Annotated in this window: 15 protein-coding genes and 1 pseudogene; 6 read left to right on the top strand and 10 right to left on the bottom strand. The window is 69.4% G+C overall.

What is annotated here, in order from left to right:
• Positions 1-3: 3 nt before the first annotated feature.
• Complete coding sequence (locus ACIPFH_RS34705; protein ID WP_401833332.1) at positions 4-324, top strand: DUF6191 domain-containing protein; 321 nt, start codon at positions 4-6, stop codon at positions 322-324.
• Between the two features lie 461 nt (positions 325-785).
• On the opposite strand, the gene ACIPFH_RS34700 is transcribed toward ACIPFH_RS34705, so the two are convergent.
• From ACIPFH_RS34700 to ACIPFH_RS34690, 3 genes are all read right to left on the bottom strand, one after another.
• Positions 786-2,819 carry a WD40 repeat domain-containing protein gene (locus ACIPFH_RS34700; protein WP_401832922.1) on the bottom strand — a complete coding sequence of 678 codons (2,034 nt, stop codon included), beginning with the start codon at positions 2,817-2,819 and terminating at the stop codon, positions 786-788.
• Positions 2,816-3,730 (bottom strand): hypothetical protein, encoded by a 915-nt coding sequence (locus ACIPFH_RS34695; protein WP_401832919.1) that lies wholly within the window; start codon positions 3,728-3,730, stop codon positions 2,816-2,818. Before ACIPFH_RS34695 ends, ACIPFH_RS34700 begins: the two co-directional genes overlap by 4 nt.
• Positions 3,731-4,213: 483 nt before the next feature.
• Positions 4,214-4,507, bottom strand: coding sequence for a hypothetical protein (locus tag ACIPFH_RS34690; protein WP_401832917.1), 294 nt, complete (start codon positions 4,505-4,507; stop codon positions 4,214-4,216).
• A 453-nt stretch (positions 4,508-4,960) separates the two neighbouring features.
• Between ACIPFH_RS34690 and ACIPFH_RS34685 the strand changes: the two genes are divergently transcribed.
• Complete coding sequence (locus ACIPFH_RS34685; RefSeq protein ID WP_401832915.1) at positions 4,961-5,479, top strand: transposase; 519 nt, start codon at positions 4,961-4,963, stop codon at positions 5,477-5,479.
• Positions 5,480-5,486: 7 nt separating this feature from the next.
• On the opposite strand, the gene ACIPFH_RS34680 is transcribed toward ACIPFH_RS34685, so the two are convergent.
• The 6 genes from ACIPFH_RS34680 to ACIPFH_RS34655 form a co-directional block, all read right to left on the bottom strand.
• A complete protein-coding gene (locus ACIPFH_RS34680) occupies positions 5,487-5,981 on the bottom strand; it encodes a hypothetical protein (protein WP_401832914.1) in 495 nt (164 codons plus the stop codon).
• Positions 5,982-6,775: 794 nt separating this feature from the next.
• Positions 6,776-6,982 (bottom strand): lamin tail domain-containing protein, encoded by a 207-nt coding sequence (locus tag ACIPFH_RS34675; protein ID WP_401832913.1) that lies wholly within the window; start codon positions 6,980-6,982, stop codon positions 6,776-6,778.
• Entirely contained in the window at positions 6,919-8,820 is a 1,902-nt protein-coding gene (locus ACIPFH_RS34670) for an acetoacetate--CoA ligase (protein WP_401832911.1), read from the bottom strand. Before ACIPFH_RS34670 ends, ACIPFH_RS34675 begins: the two co-directional genes overlap by 64 nt.
• A complete protein-coding gene (locus ACIPFH_RS34665) occupies positions 8,817-10,445 on the bottom strand; it encodes a bifunctional 3-(3-hydroxy-phenyl)propionate/3-hydroxycinnamic acid hydroxylase (RefSeq protein ID WP_401832910.1) in 1,629 nt (542 codons plus the stop codon). The genes ACIPFH_RS34670 and ACIPFH_RS34665 overlap by 4 nt, the downstream gene beginning before the upstream one ends.
• Before the next feature lie 33 nt (positions 10,446-10,478).
• Complete coding sequence (locus tag ACIPFH_RS34660; protein WP_401832908.1) at positions 10,479-11,417, bottom strand: fumarylacetoacetate hydrolase family protein; 939 nt, start codon at positions 11,415-11,417, stop codon at positions 10,479-10,481.
• Between the two features lie 28 nt (positions 11,418-11,445).
• Positions 11,446-12,600, bottom strand: coding sequence for a VOC family protein (locus ACIPFH_RS34655; protein WP_401832905.1), 1,155 nt, complete (start codon positions 12,598-12,600; stop codon positions 11,446-11,448).
• Positions 12,601-12,759: 159 nt separating this feature from the next.
• On the opposite strand from ACIPFH_RS34655, the gene ACIPFH_RS34650 reads away from it, so the two are divergent.
• From ACIPFH_RS34650 to ACIPFH_RS34640, 3 genes are all read left to right on the top strand, one after another.
• Positions 12,760-13,395 carry a TetR/AcrR family transcriptional regulator gene (locus tag ACIPFH_RS34650; RefSeq protein WP_401832903.1) on the top strand — a complete coding sequence of 212 codons (636 nt, stop codon included), beginning with the start codon at positions 12,760-12,762 and terminating at the stop codon, positions 13,393-13,395.
• Between the two features lie 437 nt (positions 13,396-13,832).
• Positions 13,833-14,879, top strand: coding sequence for a GNAT family N-acetyltransferase (locus ACIPFH_RS34645; RefSeq protein WP_401832901.1), 1,047 nt, complete (start codon positions 13,833-13,835; stop codon positions 14,877-14,879).
• Between the two features lie 368 nt (positions 14,880-15,247).
• Positions 15,248-15,904, top strand: coding sequence for a DUF1326 domain-containing protein (locus ACIPFH_RS34640; RefSeq protein WP_401832898.1), 657 nt, complete (start codon positions 15,248-15,250; stop codon positions 15,902-15,904).
• 408 nt (positions 15,905-16,312) lie between these two features.
• Here ACIPFH_RS34640 and ACIPFH_RS34635 read toward each other — a convergent pair whose 3' ends face one another.
• Positions 16,313-17,149: a DUF2182 domain-containing protein gene (locus tag ACIPFH_RS34635; RefSeq protein WP_401832896.1), complete on the bottom strand. Its 837-nt coding sequence runs from the start codon at positions 17,147-17,149 to the stop codon at positions 16,313-16,315.
• 144 nt (positions 17,150-17,293) lie between these two features.
• Between ACIPFH_RS34635 and ACIPFH_RS34630 the strand changes: the two are divergent.
• Positions 17,294-18,510, top strand: a pseudogene (locus ACIPFH_RS34630) (MFS transporter); the annotation flags it as partial.
• Positions 18,511-18,592: the final 82 nt, after the last annotated feature.

The following is an 18,592-nucleotide window of genomic DNA, read 5'->3' as shown; positions in this document are numbered from 1 at the left end:
GGCATGGAATTCGCCGTCTTCATGACCTTGCCCGGACTGGTCATCCTGCTGACCGTCGTGGCCTTCGCAGATCAGCTGCTTCTCCGTGCCGGGCGGGCCGGACTGCTGCCATGGCGGAACAGCGCCCGGCAGGGCCAGATATCGGCGACCGGGTTCGAGCAGCTCCACGCGAGCTTTTCACCCGGAAAGCAGAACGAACTCAAGGAGCGACAGTCGGCACTGGTGATGCGGGACGACGAGGAAGACGGGGCACCACCGAACCGGACAACGGTAGACCTGGAGGGAGGGACGGCGGTCGTCCGGATGCCGCAGACCGACCAGTAAAGGGCGACCCATCACAGTCAGACCTTAAAGAACAAGTTCAGCTCCGGTAGCAGCGGTGTGAGCCAGCTCGAGTTGGGAAGCCGCTGGTCATGACAGTGACGGCGGATCTACGCGACGCGGACCGCTCGCTGACCAGAAGGGCGATCTCGTGGGGAGTCGCCCTGGGCGCGGCGTGTTCTGTCCGCGGTGGAGGAGGCTGCTGAGCACACCAAGCTGCGGTGGGGGGCGGCCGTGGTCGCGGAGCCTGGTGAGCGACGTGAGGCCCGGGATGCTTTCGGCCGCCTCGCCGGTGTCGTCGTGGTTCTGCTGTCATTCGCGTGACAGGCGATGCTGGCCGACCGGATGAATTCGGGTTCAACACGACCGGATGGCCGGCGGTCGCAGTGCAGTGCCGTCCGGCCGACGCTGTGACCAGTATTTCGAACGGGTGGGGCGCGGAGTCTTGACCGAACCGGGACGGTTCACTGCGGTGTGAGCGGGAGTCTGAGGACTCCACGGTCGTGTCCGACGATCAAGTCCGGACCTGCGGTGGCCAGGCAGGTGACCGCCACATCCAGGGCAATGTGCTGCACCGCGCCGGTCTCCGGTTCCCATACCCGCAGTCTGTCACGGTGTTCGCTGCCGGTGACCAGGACAGTGCGGCCGCCGTGCAGGGTGGTGGCGGTGATGACCGGCAGGCCGGCGGTGCCTGTTGAGGCGGGCAGACCGTCGCCCACCGGGGCGCCGGTGGCAAGGTCCCACAGCATGACCACGCCGCCGTCGTCTCCGGTAGCCAGCAGGGTTCGGCCGTGTGTGGGCACAGCCGCCACAGCTGCGGCACGGTGATCGGCATCTTCGAGCGCACGTCCGCTCAGCTGCACGGCCGCGCCTTCTTCCCAGGGGTCGTCGACGGCCGGATCCCACACGTGAACTCGGCCCCCGGTGTCGGCGGCCGCGATCAGCGTATGGCCGACGGAGATCGGGATGGCGGCGATCGACTGGATCGGACTGCCATAGGGGTTGAGGCGCCCGACCGGCTCACCAGTGACTGGATCCCACGACCGGACCGCGCCTCGGGGGGTGGCGGTGACGAGCAGGGTCCGGCCGTCAGGTCGGGTCGCGGTACACATTCCGGTCACCCCGCCGGGCCAGTTGCCGGCCGGTTCACGAACCGGCTGCCCGGTGACCGGATCCCACAGGGCGATCGTCCCGGTGTCGCCTCCGCTCGCCAGAATGATGCGGCCATCGGGCAGGGGCAGGACCGTCATCGAGCAGACACGGTCAGGATGTCCTGGCAGCGGTCCATGGACGAGTCGGCCATCGGCCGCATCCCACAGGCACACCACACCCCTGTCTCCGGCGCCGGCCACGAGCGTTGGCTGACCGGGGCGGGATACCACCGTCAACGAGTTGACACCCCCGAATGAACCGGGCGCGGAATCGGAGAACACTGATATACGGCCCCAGGGTGTGCCGTCGTCCGCGAGCAGCTCGTTCCCGCCCCGCCGGAACCGGGTCGCTGCTTCACCAGCTCGGCCGGCTGCCGTTGACTCCACCGTGGCAGCCGACTCGTCGGTATCCGTCCACACCCGCGTCAGCTGATGCTGGGGGCGCGCACCGTCCGGGTTCTCCGCCAGGCCGTCAGCGATCGTCCATGTCCGCTCGCAGTCCCAGCAGCGGAAGTATCCGGTGAGCGACATCAGTTTGCGGGCCCATTCCCTCCCGGCCCGTTGCGGGGCGCCCTTGACCGCGACCATGCCGGCGACCAGGCACAGGACGGCCTGCCCCGGGATTTCGGGGGGTACTCCCGCCGACGCGACTTCGCGTGCCACCCGCAGGAAGGGCTCCCACCCCTCCCCCAGCGCCTCCTCCTGCAACGCTGCGGCGACCTCGCCCCAAAGATGCGCTCCCTGGCGGACATGGGCGGGATCAGGCAGCCCTGGAGCCTCGAAAGGCGGATGCACCGGGTCCACGAAGAACTCGGAGATCTCGGTATCACTCCCGCACCCGGGACACAGAAGCAGGAGGCCGCTTTCCTGGGGATCGAGAAGCCGCCCCAGCGCTGAGGCGGTGTGGTGACCGGCGAACGCAGCACAGCACAGCGCGAGGTGGGCGCAGACCGTCGCGGGCGTGCCGGCGGCAAGGAGGCTCTGTGTGGCCGCCCGCTCGGCCAGAAGCAGTGCGCCGCTGAAACCCGCCTCGAGATCGGCCGGGATGGGGGGCCTGTAATCGGCAGTCACGATGAATCCCATGTCCACCCAGAAATCCACGGTCTGTTCCGCAGGCAGGGCCGCTGCCGCCTCGACGATATGTGGCAGGGCCGCATAGGCGCCGTCGGAGACGACTCCGTCGTCAATCAGGCCTTGGGTCAGGTATGTCCAGGTCTGCCTCCACTCGTCGCTGGTCCCGGTGGCAGCCGTGGAGACCATCTGCTCCAGGAGTGCTTTCACCTCCTCGACTTCCACACCGTCAAGGTCACTCCAACGGGGGCTGTCCAGGGGCAACTTGGAAATCATGGAGTGAGTCTCGCAATCAACGGTGACAATCGGGGGGTGTGTTGTCCGGCGGCCTGGTGTTCCGGCGATGCGACCGGTGCGTGTGTTGAGATGCCGTGGCCTGGCAGACGAGGTGGCGTACCGCTCGGCAGCTCTCGCACCTTGCCGCGGATCAGCTCACCATCTGATCGACGACAACTGCCACTGAACGGGGCACGATCGGCTCCAGGACCGGCAGGGCAGCGGCCCAGCCGCCGAGAACCACGACCTGTGCAACAAGCCTGCACGCGTGGGACGGCTCGGACAGCTCTACGAGTGCGGCCAGCGCGCGGGCTCGTGTCGCGCGGTAGGCGATAGAGCGGGTGAGGGGCCCGGCCCGGATCGCCGTGCCGGGCCAGCTCCCGGACGACTGCGACCAGTGCCTCGCCTTGTGCCCAGCGGTCGGTGATCGAGTGGACGAGGACCTCGGCCCGGTCCGGATCGCCGCGCCGGGCCAGCTCCCGGACCACTTCGATCAGCGCCCTGGCCTGTGCCCGGCAGTCGGTGATCGCGTGGGCGAGAGCCTCGGCCCTGCCCATGTCGCCGTAGCAGGCCGGCTCCCCGACGATCTCCGCCTGCCGCCCCACCCGCAGATCGGCGTCTAGCCGGTCGGCGAGGGCCATGGCCCGCTCGACTTGCCCACGCCGGGCCAGCAGGAGTGTCACGGACCTCAGCAGAATGTCGTGACCATGGCCGTCGCCGATATCGATCAGTGTCTCCGCCCGGTCGGCCAGGGCCAGGGCCACGTCCTGGTCAGCGGTTTCGGCGACCGCGTCCAGCACACATGCCAGGTCCCAGGCGTCAAGCGGGGATCTGGGCGCGAGCGGGCGAGCGCCGACCTCGTCCAGGTCTCCTCCCAGGACCATGTCCTGGTCGGCGGGTTCGCCGAGCACCCACCCACAGAGCGTGCCCCCGGCGCCGACGGCGGGCCCGGGTGGGGGCGCAGGAAAGCGTCGAGCCGGTCCAGGTCTCCGTCAAGCACCTCGCGGGCCAACACCACCGCCAAGGGCCGTGGGTTGGACCACGCTGTCGAGTTTCGGGATCGGGTGATGTCCTCCCAGCGGTCGGCGAGCGCGCCGGCCCGGTCTTGGTCGTGGTGGTCTGTGACGCCGCTTGCGGCACCGCGCTCGACGGCGGCATGGTGGAGCTTTTCGATCCGCCAGTCCCCGCAGCCGGGTCCCTCACGCCCCGTGAACTGGACGAGCACGCTGCCGTCAGGTCCCTTCACAGTGCGACGCATCCCGTAACCCTCAGGTGCGAACTCGACGAGCCCTTGGGGGGCAGCCGGTCACGTCTTTGCGGTCAAAGCCCGCACCCCGGCCATCAACCACTCAGGGCCGTTCTGGCCACGGTCGGCCGACAAACGAAGGCGCGATTCAGCGGACGACCGCGAGACGGCCGGCCGACGTCATGAGTTGCGGAGCGCGGTACTCCAGCGTGACTTCCTGACCGTCGGTGATCTGGACGGTGACGTCGGCCGCGCAGCAACGGGCCTTGAACAGGTACCGGAAATAGACGTTGACCCGATGTGCGCCAGGGGCCAGCGGTACGAAGCGGCTGCGCCAAGAACCGCTCTGGGCCTTTCCATCGACCTCGATCGTCAGACGTACGAAGTAGAGAAAAAATTGCATCGGGTTGTGACGCCCCTGGAGGGAGATGCCCGTTCGCATAGACAAGTCGCCCCTTCCGTTCTGTTGATCTCTTCGAAGCGTGTACGCGAGGGCAGTTCACGTCGAGCCGTCGGCGCCGCAGCCGCAGTCTCCGGCTCGCCGGAAGGATCACACTCGTCCGGCGATGCCCGCGCCGGGCAAGTCTCCCCATCATCCTGGCCAGAGGCATCCGTGAAACTACGTAGCTTGGCACGAATCCTTCGTCCTCGGGGACGGTTGAGCCGTGCCCGCTTCAGCCGCCTGTCGGCGCCGGTGACCCTGGAGTGTGAGGTACGCACAGGGCGGCGGGCTGACCGCCGGCGAGAGAACAGCGCGGGAGCGGTTACGACTCCGGGCTGTGGAGCGTTTCGAGGCCGGGCAGAAGGACGCGGAGATGGCTGCTGCGCTACGGAACAATGTGCGGTCGGTGGAGCGCTGGCGCTAGTGAGGGGCCGGGGCTCCGGGCGGGTGTCGATGGCAGGCATGGCCTGCTACAAACCAGGCCAGCGGTCCCGGCTGATCTACGGGATCCGCGAGTACCGGGGCCGCAAGGACGAACCGAAGGGCTTCGGCTGGCGCGACATCCGCGACCTGATCGTCCGCGCCCGCATCCAGCTCGGCGGCCCGATCGCCCTGGTCTGGGACAACGTCCGCCTCCACCTGACGGCCGGCATACGCGAGTTCATCCACGCGAACGCCGAGTGGCTCACCGTCTTCCAACTGCCCACCTACGCACCTGACCTCAACACGCAGGACGGCATCTGGGCACTGGTCAAGCGAGACCTGGGCAACCTCGCCGCGGCCGACCTCGGCCAGATCACCCGCACGGTGAAACGCCGGCTCAAGCAGATCCAGTACCGCCCTGATCTGGTCGATGGCTGCCTCGTCGGCACCGGCCTTAGCCTTGATCCAGCCCCTGACGGACGCGGTGATGCAAATGCCCAACCGCTGACGGAACCGGCTATGGCAGCATCATCGCCCTGTCTTTGCTGACCTGGGACTAGCCAACGCCCACCCCGGCGGAACGAATACGGCGAGACCTCCACCAACCCCAGACCGTGTGGCCCACCAGAGCGACCGCAACGGCAACAGCCATGAACCGAACGGTGGTCCAGGTACCCAGAACAACCTGACTCGGCCCGCGCCACTCCGTCTCCAGACGCATGGAAGTCTCATAAAAAGCCACCAAGGGAACAAGCAGCCGGAAGAAGAGGCCGCCGATGCCCGGCACCTGTGCGAGGTTCCCCAGGAGCCCAAGGGGTGCTCCGAAGAAGAAGGCCAGCACACCCCAGAGGGCAATTCCGGATGATCCCGCACCTGAGGAATCCAGTCCATCCAGGGAGGCCAGGCTTCCCTTAGTCAGGTAGTAGGTCACGACACCGATAGCCAGCCCCAGAGGCGCGAGAACAACCGATTCGATTTTAGACCGGCGGAAATAACCCACCAGAAATGCGTAACAGGCCCACGGCCACCCACCGGTGAAAACGGCGCCCACGGCCGCACCTGGACGGCCGCCCCAATGCTCAGTGATAGGCCCTATCAGGCCAAGCAACAAGCCAAGCCCGAGTGGCACCGCAAACGACGCGGCCCGAGCACCCCAAAAGTTCACTCTCTCCCCTTCCGGTCCAAATGGGGCATTACTCCGGGCCCATGCGCGCCCGGAACAATGCCCCACCCGAGGGAGATCAACCCTCACCATGGCGGACGCATTTATGCATTATCGTAATAAGCATAGCAGGCGTATTCCGCACCTTGTGTTGAGTTGACACAGGAAGTCTCCCCCTTCACCACCCGGCCACTTGAATGGTCGACGTTCCGGACCCTGACCGTTGACTTGTGCTTCACATCCGCGATGTAGCTCGATTAGCGCTTCTTTCCATCGACACTAGATCGCACTCATAGCACCACTTGCCATGAGTCATATTCTCGCAGGTGTTCCCTCTCAGCCGAGCGGCCGAATCTTTGCTTTCTAGCTTTACCACGCCCCTCGGAGGGGTTACCCAGCTCCGCTGGCGGGTGCACGCCGTCACCCCTCTTGTGGATGACGGGCTGCCCAGGTATGAGGCCCTCGCTGGCCTCAACCACGTATCGCCAGTACCGGTTCCGCTCTGAGGACCGCAGGCAGCCGCCGGGGTGGCAAAGCCGGAAACCGCAGGCATGGCGCCCGAAATGCCGGACTCGTCGTCGACGAAGCGGCTGCGGTCGTTGCACAGGGTGGCGGTGTCGTGGTCGCTGTTCCACACATAGGCGCGGCGGTCTGGGTACAGGTCGGTGCGGGTGTCGCGGCCCTCACCGGTGTGGCCGCGGACCGTGGCGCGGCCGGCCAGACGGTAGTGGTCGCAGGTAGGTGTGGCCGGAGGCGTCCTTCAAGGTCCAGCCGTCGAGGCTGACCGCCTGGCGGGTGGCGTTGGTGAGTTCCACCCACTCCTTGTTCAGCGACCGGTTCGAGCGGTCGTCACGTCCCGGGGAGTCGTACTGGACGGCAGAGATCTCCACCTTCGGGTGCTGCGCACGGGCGTGGTCGCAGCGGACGCCGGCAGCGCCGCCGTCGAGACCAGAGCGCCCGCCGCGAGCACGGCAGCGGCCAGACGGCGGGCGGTGACAGAAGCGGAAGCGGCGCGCTTGACGGCGTGCGCCGCGCACCGCGTCCCGCCGGTTTTGACAGCTTCTGCTGTCGGAGGCTTCGGCGGGCGCCCCGAGGCCACCCAGTGGATGTCGGCGCTGCCGAGCCGTACGCCGTTGCGGTTCAACGTGCTGTCGGAGCGACCGTGGACGATCACCGAGCCGTGGGAGGTGTGGGTGATCCAGTCGCCGTGCCGCCACACACCGGGGTACGCGGAGTAGTAGGCGTCGTGGTAGCGGGCGCCGTCGGGGTCGTTCCAGAAGGACAGCGGCATCGACGGCATGGGGCGGGTGACGACCAGCTCGCCTACCTGGTCGACGACCGGCCTGCCTTCCGCGTCGTACGCGGCGAGTGCCACACCCAGGTGCGGGGCCGACAGTTCGCCCGCCCAAACCGGTGTGTTGGGCGCGCTGCCGGCGAAGCCGGAGACGATGTCGGTGCCGCCGCTGATGGAGGCGAGCAGGACATGGCCGCCGACGTGGTCGCGGACCCACGGGTAGGCGGAGGCCGGCAGCGCGGAGCCGGTGCAGCCGACGACGCGGATCGACGACAGGTCGTGCACGGACGGGTCGATACCGAACTTGGCCATGCCGAGCAGGTATTCGGGACTTGTGCCGAAGACGGTGACGCGGTGGCGAGAGGCCAGTTCCCACAGGACGTCGGGGCGGGTGAGCGGGGCGGGGCTGCCGTCGTAGGTGCAGGTGGTGGCGCCGGCCAGGAGGGTGGAGACAACCAGGTTCCACATCATCCAGTGGGTGGTGGTGTACCACAGGAGGCGGTCGCCGGGGCCGAGGTCGGAGTGCAGGCCGAGGGTCTTGAGGTGCTCGATGAGGACGCCGCCGTGGCCGTGGACGATGCCCTTGGGCAGGCCGGTGGTGCCGGAGGAGAAGACGACCCACAGGGGGTGGTCGAACGGCACGGGTGTGCAGGCCAGTTGCTCGGTGCGGGTGGCGGCGTCCTCCCATGGCATGACCAGCGAGGGGTAGTCCCGCGAGGGCCAGGGCAGGCCGACGTGGTCGACCAGCAGAGTGGCCTTCAACGTCGGCAGTGAAGCGGCCAGTTCGAGGGTGGCGTCGCGGCGGTCATGGGCGGTGCCGTTGAACAGGTAGCCGTCCGCGGCGATCAGGACGGTGGGTTCGAGCTGCGCGAAGCGGTCGGCGGCCGCCTTGGGAGCGTAGTCCTGCCCGCATACGGACCAGACGGCGCCCAGGCTCGACGCGGCCAGGAACGCCACGATCGCGTGCGGGGTGTTGGGAAGGTAGCCGACGACCCGGTCGCCGAGCCCCACGCCGAGGTCGCGCAATGTCGCGGCGACGGATGCGACCTGGGCGCGCAGTCGCGCCCCGGTGACCTCGTATCCCGAGCCGGTCTCGTCGAGGGCCACGATCGCCACGTCGTCGTCCGCGAGGTTGCGCAGGGCGTGGTGGGCGTAGTTGAGGCCGGCACCGGAAAACCAGCGGGCGCCGGGCATCCGCTCGTCCTCCAGCACCCGCTCGTACGGCGTCCACCCCTCGATGTCGAAGTACTCCCACACCGCGCCCCAGAAGCCCTCCAGGTCGGTGACCGACCAGTGATGCAGTGCGGCGTAGTCGGTGAGGTCGGCGTCGACTCCCCAGTGCTGGGAGGCCCAGCGGCCGAAGTCCACGATGCGGCTGGTGGCCGCGGTCCGCGGGTCGGGTGTGAAGAAGGGGTCCGGGTACGGCGTGGTCATCGCGTCGTGCTCCTCAACAGGATTTTCTCAACGAATTGTTGGGAAGGGAGGGGGCTTCGTGTGGTGTGCAGCAGGGACGCCCAGTCGGCGGTGTCGGTGAAGTCGCGGCCGCCGACCGGGACGATGTCCATCACCACGCGGTCCGGCCGCAGCAGTACGGCGTCCGCCCGTCCCTCACGCAGCCAGGCGGCGAGGCGGCCGTCGTCGCCGAGGCCGGCCACGGGAACGGTCCGGGCACCCAGGCCGTCGGCGACCGCCCGCAGCGAGGGCGAGGGCACGGCGGTCAGCACGGTGAAGGAGCCGCCGAGCAGGTCGTCGAGGCGGGCGCGACGTCCGTCGACAGTCACCCACGGCTGGGGGCAGAAGGTACCCACGAGACCGCGGCCGCCCCGGCGGGGCCGACGGCGTACGAGCGGCCCCGCGCTCAGGGCGGGACTGAGGTCGCGTGCGGCCGCCGTACTCAGACCGGGGACGCGGACGGCGGCGCTCAGGACGCCACGGCGGATGACTGCGGCGCCGTCCTGGCCGCCGGTCATGGCCCAGCCCATGGCGACCGCGAGCCGTATCACATGGCGGGCGTGCGGCTTGCGTTCACTTTCGTACGTCTCCAACAGCCGATCATCGGCGCCCTGTCGGAGGGCGCGGGCAAGCTTCCAGGAGAGGTTGTAGGCGTCGCGCAGGCCCGCGCACAGGCCCTGCCCAATGAACGGCGGGGTTTGGTGCGCGGCGTCGCCGAGGAGGAAGACCCGGCCGCGGCTCCAGCGGTCCGCGATACGGGCCCGGAAGGTGTACTGCGCCTGCCGCACCAGTTCGAAGTCGGCGCCGGGCGCGAGGTCCACCCAGGGGGCGGTCAGCTCCCGCAGCCGCTCGTGGTCCGGCGCCGCGTCGTCCTCCAGCCGGAACTCCCAGCGGTAGCGGTCCTCGCTGATGCGCATGAACGTCGCCGGCCGCCGCGGATCGCAGATCTGCTCGACACCTTCCCAGCAGCGGACCGGGAGGCTGGTGCGCACGTCGATGACCGTCCAGCGTTCTTCGAAGCGCAGGTCCTCCCACGTGGCACCGATGGCGTCGCGGGTGAGGCTGTTCGCACCGTCGCAGCCGAGGACGGCGTCCGCCCGCAGAAGGTGTTCGCCCTCGTCGTCGCGGTAGGTCACCCGGGCCGGACCGTCGCCGTCCTGTTCCACGCCGGTGACTTCCACGCCGCCGCGCAGCTCGCACTCCGGGGTGCGAGCGAGGGCGTCGCGGAGCACCCGTTCCAGTTCGGGCTGGTCGAACATACTCGTCTGCGGGAAGCCGTGGGCTCCCTGCGCGGCGCGCGGGAACTCGGCCATCACCCGGTGCCGGGCGTCCAGCAGCCGCAGCCCCCGCGCGGGCCGGGCGATCGCCGCGAACTCCTCCTGCACCCCCGCGGCCTGGAGGATGCGGCGCACCTCGTCGTCGGTGGCGACGGCGCGGGGCAGGGGGTAGACGTCATGGTGGCGTTCGAGGACGACGGTCCTCACGCCACGCCGGGCCAGCAGGAGGGCGGCGGTCACGCCCACGGGTCCGGCTCCGACGATCACCACGGGTACGTGTTCCGGCCCGGGCGCGGTGTCCCGTGGTCCGGCGGCCTGGTCGGCGGTCATGTGCGGCTCACTTCGGGGATCGGTTCGCGTCGGTCATTTCGCGTCGGTGACGGGGGTGCGCTGCTCACCCAGGTCGATCCGCCCGTCCGGCGTGGCGATCGTCGCGGTGATCAGGTCGCCCTGGTGCAGGTAGCGTGGGTTCTTGGCCTGGTTCCTGAAGAACACCTTCCACTTCAGCGCGGGCGGCAGGAGCGCGCCGATCTTCTCCACGGCCTTCGGCGGAGCCTTCAGAGCCGTGCCGCCGGGGGTGCCGGTCAGCAGCAGATCGCCGGGGGCCAGGGTCTGGAAGCGGGCGAGCAGGGTCAGCGCCCGCGCCGGGCGGACGATCATGTCGGCCAGGGTGCGGTCCTGGCGCAGGTCACCGTTGACGGACAGCTTCAGCCGCAGGTCGAGGAGGTGAGCGAAGTCCTCGGGCTCCAGCAGGGCCAGGAAGGGGCCGGTGGGCGTGAAGGTCGGGTACGACTTGCTCTCGTAGAACTGCGTCTTGACCAGCTGGACCTCACGGGCGCTGACGTCGTTGGTGAGCACGAGACCGGCGACGTAGGCGGGAAGGTCCCGCTCCTCCACGACCGTGCCGACCGGAAGGGGCGCGCCCATGACCAGGCCGAGCTCGATCTCGTAGTCGAGGAACCTCACGTGCTGCGGGCGGACGATGCCCTGGTGGGGGCCGCTGACCGAGCCGGACGCCTTGCGGAAGAAGGCGGGCGGGATGTCGCCGGTGAAGCCCGAGTCGCGGGCGTGGCTGCGGTAGTTGACCATCTGGGCGACCACCCGGCAGGGAGTGGTGACGGGGGACAGGGCGACCAGGTCGGCCACGGGCGTACCCGCCTCGCCCGAGTCGGCGGCCGCTGTGACGGCGGCCCGGTCGGCCAGCAGCTCGGCGGTGGTGACGGCATTGGTGTCGATGTGGACGGCGTGCGCGTCGCGCACCACCCACCAGCCGTCGGCGGTGCGCAGGACGTTGGTGCTCATGTCAGTGCCTTCGTGAGGGGTGCGGGGGTCAGGAGTTGGCGGCCTTGAGCAGGCCCAGGAGGCGCGCGGGGTCCATTTCGTTGTCGCCGCGCAGGGCCTGGATGACGTCGCGGACCCGTTGCGGCGAGGGGCCGGCGCCGAGGAAGTCGCGGGAGGCCGGCGGGCCCCACTGGGCGAGGCCGCTGGTCGACATGGGCGCCCAGCCGGGTTCGACGTCGCAGGAGAACAGGTCGCCGTCGGCGAAGTGCTCCAGCATGAGGCGGTCGGGGTCGCGCCAGTAGTCGAACAGCTGACTGCCGTGGATGTGCCGTCCGATGCCCCAGCTGCGCTGGTAACCGCGCTCGGCCAGGTACTCGCCGCCGGCGGCGATCGAGTCGAGGTCGGTGATCTGGTAGGCGGAGTGGACGTAGCCGTTGCCGGGGCCGAGGTGCATCGCGAGGGTGTGGTGGTCCGCGGGACGGCTGCCCTGGTCGCAGCGGATGAAGGCCATCGTCGGGCCGCGGTCGCGCTGCCCGTCCAGGAACAGGAAGTCGGACACGATCATCCCGAGCGTGTCGAGATACCAGTCCAGAGCGCGGGCGAACACCCTCGTCTCCAGCACCACATGGCCCAGCCGCTGGATGCGGGACGGCTCCCGGGGCGGCCGCTGTGTGACGTTCCTGCGACGATGTTCCGCGCCGAAGTTGAGCTCGAGCGGCCGCTGTTCGGGCAGCGCCGCCAGATCCTCGCCGCAGTGCACCACGCGCACGGGGAAGCCGGAGGGATCGAGCAGGTCGACACCCCTTCCGCCGCCGGGGACGTCCGTGTCGCGCACGTCGGTGCCGGTGGCGCGGGCCAGCCGGTCCAGGTCGGCGCGCTCGGCCGCGCGGAACGCCGGGCCGATGAAGGTGCTGGCACGCCCCTTGCGGATCACCACGCACGGTGAGCCGGCGAAGGTGCCGCGCAGCCACAGTTCCCGCTCCGCGCGGGCGGCGATCTGGAAGCCGAAGTCGCAGGCGAACACCTCGGCCCGGTCCAGGTCGGGCTTCTCGAACTCCAGCCAGGCCAGGCCGGCGACCTTGATCACCGGGTTGCGGGACCGTCCGGGGTGTTCGCCGCGCAGGGCGCCTTGCTCACTGTGGAGGTCCTGATGGGCCGTCCTGGCGTCCGTGACGCCGACTGCGTTGACGCGGGTTTCGGACATGGTGTCCTCCAAGCAACATTGCCGTAATGAGGAAATCATCAAGCTTGACGCTTAGATCGTCAATAGCGGCATCGGATACAAGTGATAATCTCATCAGAGTTGCACTGATTGGTTCATCAGAACTGTGGCGTAACGGCTCTCGCGGGTAGACTCACGCGTATGCCGACATCAGCCCCGCCCCGTAACCGCTTCGAACGGCGCCGCGCCGAGACCCGTCAGGCGCTCGTCCGCGCGGCCCGGCAGATCCTTGCCGACACCGGCGACACCAGCGCCAGCATCCAGGCGATCGCCGAACGCGCCGACGTGGGCTTCGGCTCCTTCTACAACCACTTCGAATCGAAGGCGGAGCTGTTCGACGCGGCCGTCGTGGACGCCCTCGAAGAGCTCGGCCAGACCTTCGACGAGCACCTGCGGGACGTCGACGACCCGGCGGAACTCGTCGCGGCGGGCTTTCGCCTCAGCGCGCGCCTGGCCGACTCCCGACCGGAACTCATGCAGGTCCTGCGCCATCGCGGCCTCGGTCACATCCACTCCGACTCGGGCCTGGCTTCGCGCGCCGTGCGGGACCTGGAGGTCGGCATCGCCTCCGGCCGTTTCGCCACGGGGGACCCGACCGCCGCCCTGACCGCCCTGGGCGGCTCCCTCCTGGCGCTGGTGGAACTGCGGTTCGCCCGCCCGGATCTCGACGGGGACGAGGCGGCCTCGAACCTGGCCGAGATGCTGCTGCGTATGCTCGGCGTCCCGCCGGAGGACGCCCGCGACGTGGCCTGGCGCCCGCTGCCTGACCTCGACTGACAAGGGATCGACCGCCGCGCCAAAGCCTTTCGTCCGCGACCCGCTGCGACGCAATGCGCGTTCCCACCGCGCCCGTATCCTCGCTACCGCCCGACGGCGCGGCGAGCCACTCAGGGAGCCGGTGGCCCTGGCGCTCGGTGAGAATCCGGGCGAAGGACCGGACATGTCCGGAGAGCGCATGCGGCTCGGGACAATGGGCCAAGACGGCCTTGAGGCGGAGCTGTTCCAAGGCCACGGAGAGCCCGGAGTGTCCGTGGGTTCTTTGGGCTCCTGGACCCACCCTGGTGGCCCGGGCGCCCAGTTCGGTAATCAGCCGCGGTGGTCTGCAACGCACCTCTCGGCGGCTTCGCCAAGGTTGTGCCACAGAGGCCGCCGGCTACCTGCTGCGGTTCCCGCGGACAGGCAAGGTTGACCGGCTTGGTGCTCGATCCTCGAGGGTGTCGCCGGACCGTTCATCTCGCCTGCGGCGCACCTCCGTGGTGCGATGGAACGGAGGCAGGAAGGAGAGAGTGATGGTCCCACCAGCAGCGGAGCGCAAGAGTGGCGCGGCCCCGGTATCAGTCCGCCTGCTGGATGAGGCGGACCTGGATCGGGCCGACGAGATCTGCAGGGGCGCCTTCGGGACCTTCCTGGGGGCACCTGATCCGTTCGGAACCGTCGACTACGTCCGCACCCGCTGGGCGGCCGATCCACAGGCGGCCTTCGCGGCGACGGTCGAGGGCGAAGTAGTCGCATCGAACTTCGCCGCCAACTGGGGCAGCGTCGGGTTTTTCGGACCGCTGACCGTACGTCCGGATCTGTGGGACCAGGGCATCGGCAGGCGTCTGATGGAGCCGGTCATCGACTGCTTCGACGCCTGGGGGAACCGCCACCTCGGCCTGTTCACCTTCGCGCACAGTCCCAAGCATCTTGAGCTCTACCGCCGGTACGGTTTCTGGCCTCGATTCCTCACAGCCATCATGAAGAAGCAGGTCACAGACGGTGCGTCAGTCCCCGGCCGGGTGCTCTATGGCGAACTGCCCGCCGCCGAGCGGCCCGACGCACTGAGCCTCTGTCGCGCGCTGACCGGAGCCGTGTACGAGGGCCTGAGCCTGGAACGCGAGATCGTGGCTGCGCACGCGCAGGGACTCGGTGACACCATCCTGCTCCATGGCGCCGGCTCCGAGCTCGACGGCCTGGCCGTCTGCCACTGCGGAACCGGGACGGAGGCCGGCTTGGACGTGTGCTTCGTCAAATTCGGTGCCGTACGTCCTGGTCCGGAGGCCGCCGACCGGTTCGAGCGACTGCTCGACGCATGCGAGCGGCTGGCCGCCGAGCGCGGGCTGGGGCAACTGGACGCCGGCATGAACCTGGGTCGCCCGGATGCCTACCAGCGCATGATCGACCGCGGTTTCCGCACCTGGTTGCAGGGCGTGACCATGCACAGGCCCAACGAACCCGGGTACAGCCACCCCGACGCGTATGTGATCGACGACTGGCGTTGACCACCGCCGCGCTCGGCCGAAATCCTCAGCGGCGGTCCCCGCCCACTCCCCCGGAGGCCGTGGCCGCCGTTCCCGTTGGCGCGCCGGGCCAAAGGGCCCTCGTTCGGCAGTCCGAACCCGGCTACGTCGGCCCGCACACGTACGACGTCCTTCGCCGGCACCTCGTATCGCACCACTTCCCTTTCGATGGCCAAGTGGGGTGTGCTCCAGAACTTCGCACCTGAGCTCCGCGGTGGCCGGGTTTCCCCGGCCGGGACGTGAGGTGCAAGCTGGAAGGGAGGCCGCCTCGCGATCCCGCGAGCGGGTTCGGGACACGCGGTCTCGCCACTCCGAGTGAGCTCCCTGGGGCTCGGCAGGAGGGAAGCGAGATGGCACAGCAGGTCACTACCGGTACGCGTTGGCGCCTGACCGGTGATTGGTTCGATGTGTGCAAGTGCGCCATACCGTGCCCCTGCACGTTTGCACAGCCCCCGACCTACGGCGACTGCGAAGGCGTGCTTGTCTGGCACATCCGGGAAGGCAGCTTCGGCGACGTGCGGCTCGACGATCTCAACGTCCTGATGCTCGGCTCCTTCGTCGGCAACCCTTGGGCCGGCACGCACACCGACCCGTACGCCGCGGTCTTCCTCGACGAACGAGCCGACGAACAGCAGCGCGGTGCACTCGGGGCCATCTTCGGCGGTGAGGCGGGCGGATGGCCGGCGCAGTTCGGTGAGATGTTCCACCCCGAGATGCGCGGCATGGACTTCGCCCCCATCCACGTCGAGATCGACGAGGACCTCGACACCTGGCGAGCCGAGATTCCCGGCAAGGTCACGGCCGCCGCCGAGGCACTCACCGGCCCGACGACGCCGGACGGCGCACGCGTCCAGGTCCACAACGCCCCGGGCGCCGAGGTCGGACCCGGCCAGGTCGCCACCTGGGGACGGGCCACTGTCGACCGAGCCGAGGCATTCGGCTTCTCCTGGGAACGCTCGGGGAAGTCGAGCAAACACTTCCCGTTCGACTGGAGCGGTCCGGACTGAAGAGCTGGGCGGTCCAGCGGGAGCCTTACCCACCGGGAGCGTGCCACGGCCGGTTGCTCCCCGGCCGAATCCGTGAAACGAACCCGTTGCTTGCTGCTGTCGTATTCCGGCCTACGAAGCGGGCTCCCGGTTCAAAATCATCGAAAATGAGGCAAGGCGTCCCAGACCACCGGGGCCCATCGTCGCCCGGCAGGCAGTCGTCGACCGGCGACCGGTAACCGGCGCACCATCGCCTGCGCCGCGGCCGACAAGGACCGGGGCCCGGTGATCGCGTCACGCGACGTCACGGCCGCGACCTGGTTGCGGATGCTGTTCAACTACCTGGTGCTGTTCTGCGTGTCCGGCGCGGGCTTCTTCGGCTGCCGACGGGCAGCCTGGCGGACATCACGGATTCGGGGGCCAGGTGAGTCACATGCCCTCCATCGACGGCATGGACCCCTGCAGTCCCGGCAGCGGCCAGTCCTGGAACGGCGCGATCACGGCCAGCACGAGAAACGCGATGCCCACCGCCCATGCGAGCAGCGGGCCGTGGGACCACAGTTTCTCCACGAAGATCACCACGGCCAGTGCAGCCATCGCCGCCACGTTCATCACGCCGAGCGGGATCAGGACGACCATCAGTCCCGCGCAGCAGCCGACACAGTAGGCGCCGTGATGAACACCCACCCGAAGGTCACGGGCCGGCTGCGGGAACCCGGCGTAGCGCACCAGGTGACTCATGGGGTCGCGGCAGTGCCGCAGACAGACGTACTTGAGGGGGCCGAGCTGATACAGGCCCGCGAGCAGGAAGGCCACCGCGCCGATCCAGCGCCCGGCGGTCGCATGGTCGCCCACCAGGCCGCCGGTGAGGGCCAGAGCCGCGTATGCGAGCAGTCCGAAGGCGGTCCAGACCAGCAGATACCCGCCCACGAACTCGACGGTGCGCACGGTGCGCGTCCAGCCGGAAGACTGCCGGCCGATCCCCCTTACCCACGTGATGGCCACCGGCGCCATGGACGGCAGCATCATGGCCGCCATCATCGTCACCCACAGCAGCAGGAACAGCGGCAGGGCCATCCCCATCGTGCCGGGCTCGACCCCCATGTCCCGGGCCTGCCCGATCGCCAGCGCCCAGGCCGGCACTGCGATCAACACGACCAGGAACCAGGCAGCGGCGAGGTCCCGCCTCGGCAGCAGGCCGCCGCGCGCTCCGGTCGGCGCGGGCGACCGGGCGGATGCGAAAGCGGAAGTCCGGCTGTGACGCATAGGCGTGTACTCCTGCAGCTGGTTTCAGGACAGCACGCATCCCTCTGCGGCGCGACCTCGCACGACCCTGGCCGAATAGCCGAATAGCCGGATGCGATCGGCCTCTACCTGGCCCTGTGCTGGCTGGCCGTCTTCTTCGACGGCATGGACGTCAACATCTACGGCGCCGTCATGCCGCACATGCTCGACGACCCTGAGCTCGGGCTGGTGCCGGCCACCGCCGGCACCATCGGCAGCTGGACCACGTTCGGCATGCTCATCGGCGTGCTCACCGCCGGTAACCTCACCGACTGGCCGGGCCGACGGCTGATGCTGGTGGCGAGCGTGTCGTTGTTCTCCGTCGGCTCGGTGATCTGCGCCGTGGCCGGAGGCATCGGCGCGTTCGGAGCGGGCCGGTTCGTCGCCGGCTCGGCCTCGGCGGGCTCATGCCGCTGTGCCTGGCGATGGTGATGGAGTTCGCGCCACCGCGCCGGGCCGCCCTCACCACCGGCCTGCTCATGACGTCGTACCACTTCGGGGGCATGGCGGCGACCGGGCTCGGCCTGAGCCTGGCTCCGGCCGCGGGCTGGCGCTGGGTGTTCTGGGCGGGCGTGCTGCCGGCCGTGATCGCCGTACCGCTGCTGCTCAAGCTGTTGCCCGAGTCGCCCGGCGTGCTGCTGGCGCGCGGCGAGCGCGAGAAGGCGGACGCGGTCGCGGACCGCTACGGCCTGGCCCGGCCCACCCCCGTCGCCGTCCGGCCGCCGGAGCCAAGGGCCGGGTGGCCGCCGTACGTGCGCTGTTCCACCCACTCGAAGCGGAGTTGGCATGTTTCTGCGTATGCGGTCCCCCCAGAGGCGTCTCCCCCGGGCCCTGGCGGCGGCAGCCGCGGCCGTGGCTCTGATCACGGCCGCGGGGGCCGCCGCTCCCTCCCCCGCGCGGGCGGCCACGGACGTGGAGGTCATCAAGGATCTCGCCTACGCGCCCGCCCAACCACCCGGCACCCAGGGCCATCTGCTGGACCTCCACGTCCCCAGGTCCGACCGGCCGGTCCCGCTGGTGATCTTCACCCGCGGCTCGGGCTGGCTGGCGGACAGCGGTCGCACGGGAGCCGACAAGGTGGCCGCACAGCTCAACCCGCACGGATACGCCGTCGCGGGCGTGGCGATCCCTCCAGCGGGCAGGCGCGGTTCCCGGCCCAGCTGTACGACATCAAGGGCGCCGTCCGCTGGCTGCGCGCGAACGCGACGAGGTACCACCTCGACCCCGACCGCGTCGCGATCATGGGCGACTCGTCCGGCGGCTGGACCACGGCGATGGCCGCCGTCACCGGGAACATCCCGGTGCTGGAGGGCGACGTCGGCCCACGCGGACCGTCCAGCGCCGTCCAGGCGGCCGTACCGTTCTACCCGCCGACCGACTTCCTGCAGATGGACGCGCACATGCCGGACAACTGCCAGGTCGTCA

Source organism: Streptomyces sp. NPDC088157, from assembly GCF_044741545.1.
In the GTDB taxonomy this organism is placed as follows: Bacteria; Actinomycetota; Actinomycetes; order Streptomycetales; family Streptomycetaceae; genus Streptomyces.
Note: the sequence above shows the minus strand (reverse complement) of the source record. Positions and strands in the feature narration are given on the sequence as shown.